Annotated in this window: 1 pseudogene; it reads right to left on the reverse strand. The window is 73.9% G+C overall.

From position 1 onward, the window contains the following. A pseudogene (locus ABZ281_RS45420) lies at positions 1 to 2,637 on the reverse strand (hypothetical protein); the annotation flags it as partial.

A 2,637-nucleotide genomic window follows, 5' to 3' on the forward strand; every position in this document is an offset into this window, starting at 1 on the left:
TGGTGCCGCCCGCGGCGCGGTCGGAGGTGTCCTGCACGAGCTGCTGGCGCTGGGGGCCGCCCTCGACGCTGAGGACCACGTGCGGGGCGCTCAGCAGCCGCCCGGTGAGCCGCTGGTCGGCCGGTTCCTGCCGCGGCAGGGGGCGTGTCCCGTCGAGGAGCTGGTCCGCCTCGACGGCGGAGACGCGCCGCGGCCGGGGCACCGGGGCCGGGGTGGCGGGAGCGGTCGGCGTTCCGGCCGGAGGGTCGACGGGGGCGTGGCGCTCGGAGGCGTGCGCGGCGGGTACGGCCAGCTCCACCCGGCCGACGGTCTCGCTGCCCTTGCTGAACAGCGGGCGTTCCTCGGCCTTGCTGACGAAGACACCCGCGCCGAGCAGGCCGACCGACAGCAGCCGGGCCCAGCCGCGCGGGCGGCGGTGTCCCTCGAAGGAGGCGCTCAGCTCCACCCGGTAGCTGTAGAGGTGGGCGCCGTTCTGGAAGGTCAGGTGGTCGTGGGTGACCGCGACCGTGCTGCGGGTGGCCTTCTGCTCGGTGTGGGAGTAGCGCGCGCCGAGGGACACGTTGCCGGTCTGGCGGGGCAGTCCGGCCTCCGGCACCTTGTCGTGGTCGCGCGGCGAGATGCCCAGCTCGGCACCGCCCGACAGGGTGCTGGAGGCCTGCTGCCCCTGGCCGGCGACCTCGGTGCCGATCACCGCGTTGCGCAGGGAGCGCTCGCTCATGGTGCTCTCGAAACGCCGGTCGGTGAGCCGGGCCCGCAGGATCAGGGTGTGGTGACCGCGGCGCACCTTGCCGTCCTCGGTGAGGGTGACCGGCACGCCGGTGGTGGTCAGGTCGTCCAGGCTCTGGGCCAGGCTGGGCCGGTTCAGCGCCTCGCGGACCTGACGGTCGTTGTGCAGCGCGGTCCGCATCCGTCCGTCCCCGTACCAGAAGCGGGCCAGCCGCTGGTGGCGCAGCATCAGCGGCGGTACGAACATCGACGGGTACGAGCGGTGCAGGGTGCCCAGGACGGCGTCCGTGAAGACCCGCATGGGGTCCTGGGGGGCGGGCGGTTGCACGGTCTGGTTCGGCCGGTCCTGCTGATTCTGCCGGTCCGGTTGGTCCTGCGTCTGACCGTCCGGGACGACGGGAGAAGGCTGGTCCTCCATCTGACCGTCCGGAACGACGGGAGAAGGCTGGTCCTGCGTCTGACCGTCCGGAACAACGGGAGACGCCTGGTCCTCCATCTGACCGTCCGGGACGACAGGAGACTGTCGGCCCTGCGGCTGACCGTCCCGGGCGGCGGAGGACTCCTGGTCCTGCCCCGATGCGGGAGTCACCTCCGGCGTGAGCGCCTGGTCCTGGCCCGGCGTCAGCGGCTGCGGGCGGTCGGGGACGAATCCCTCGGCGCGGACCTGGCCGCTCAGGTGGACCGGGTCCTCCCGGGTGAGGTACCACGGCACCGGGGGCCGGGCGTCCGGGTCGGGGCCCGCCTGGCCGGGGGTGCGGCTGTCCCAGCCGGCGAGCCGCCGCGCGTCCTGGGTGGACATCCAGTCCAGGCTGACCACCCGGACCGGGCGGGCCGCGGACGGCGGATCACCGGCCTTGCGCACCATCAGCGTGCGCTCCACCCGGTAGAGCGCGACCGGGTGGTTGCGGACCCGGCCGGTGGTCTTGCGGGCCGCGTCGGTGCCGAGGTAGTGGCCGCGCCCGCTGCTGAAGTCGGCGCGGACCAGCGGGCCGCCCTGGAGTCGTACGTCCGTCTCCGGACCGATGAAGGTGTGGTTCGGTCCGGAGGTGACCTGGATGCCGAAACGGGTGTCACGGACATGGGCGCGCTCGTTCTGGTACGTGGTCTGGGTCAGGTCCCGTATCTCCGCCTTGACCGACTCGGTCACCAGGGTGGCCCGGTGTGGGATCGACCGCTCGACGATCAGGTGCCCCAGCGGGTGCTGACCGCTGCCCCGGGTCAGCTCGGGCCCGCTGACAGGTCCGGTGAGCCGGCCGAACAACGCGAGCAGCCGTCCCGGCCTGACGTACGAGACGAGCGTGCGGTGCGCCGAACTGCCGGGCCGGGCACCCGATATGGCGAGCGCCAGGTCCTCCGGAGGGTCCGTGAAGTGCAGGGCCGTGATGTCGGTGGCCCGCGGCTCCCGGCCGTCCGGGAAGGTCAGGGTCCGCGGAGCGCGCCGCGGTCCCGCGAAGGGCACCGTGAGGTCGTCGGGCAGCCGCCAGCTCAGCCCGTCCCGTACAGCGAACTGCCGGGTGAGGACCTCCTGGCGCCGCCAGCGGGGGCCGGTGGCGGGCGGGCCGGACGAGGCGTCAGGACGGTCGTTCGCCGGTGCCTCGGTGACCCGTTCGACACGCACCCGGTAGTGGACGTCGTCCAGGTGCAGGTGCGAACCCTCCCAGGCCCGGTGCTCGGACTGGTTGTACGCCTGGGTGCCCTGGGAGTAGTCGGTCCTTCGGGTCCAGCCCAGCGACACGCCGATCTTCACCAGCCAGCTGAGCGGCGGGCCCATGCTGATGCCGGCGGCGATCCGGCGCCCGAAACCGACGCTGCGCCCGCCGCCCGTGCCGGCCTGGCCGCGCCGCATGGTGTCCGCCCGCACGGTCGCGCCGCCCACGTCGGTGAACCGCTCCCAGCGGTGGTACGGGACGG

It is taken from the genome of Streptomyces sp. NPDC006265, from assembly GCF_040613555.1.
Taxonomy (GTDB): domain Bacteria; phylum Actinomycetota; class Actinomycetes; order Streptomycetales; family Streptomycetaceae; genus Streptomyces.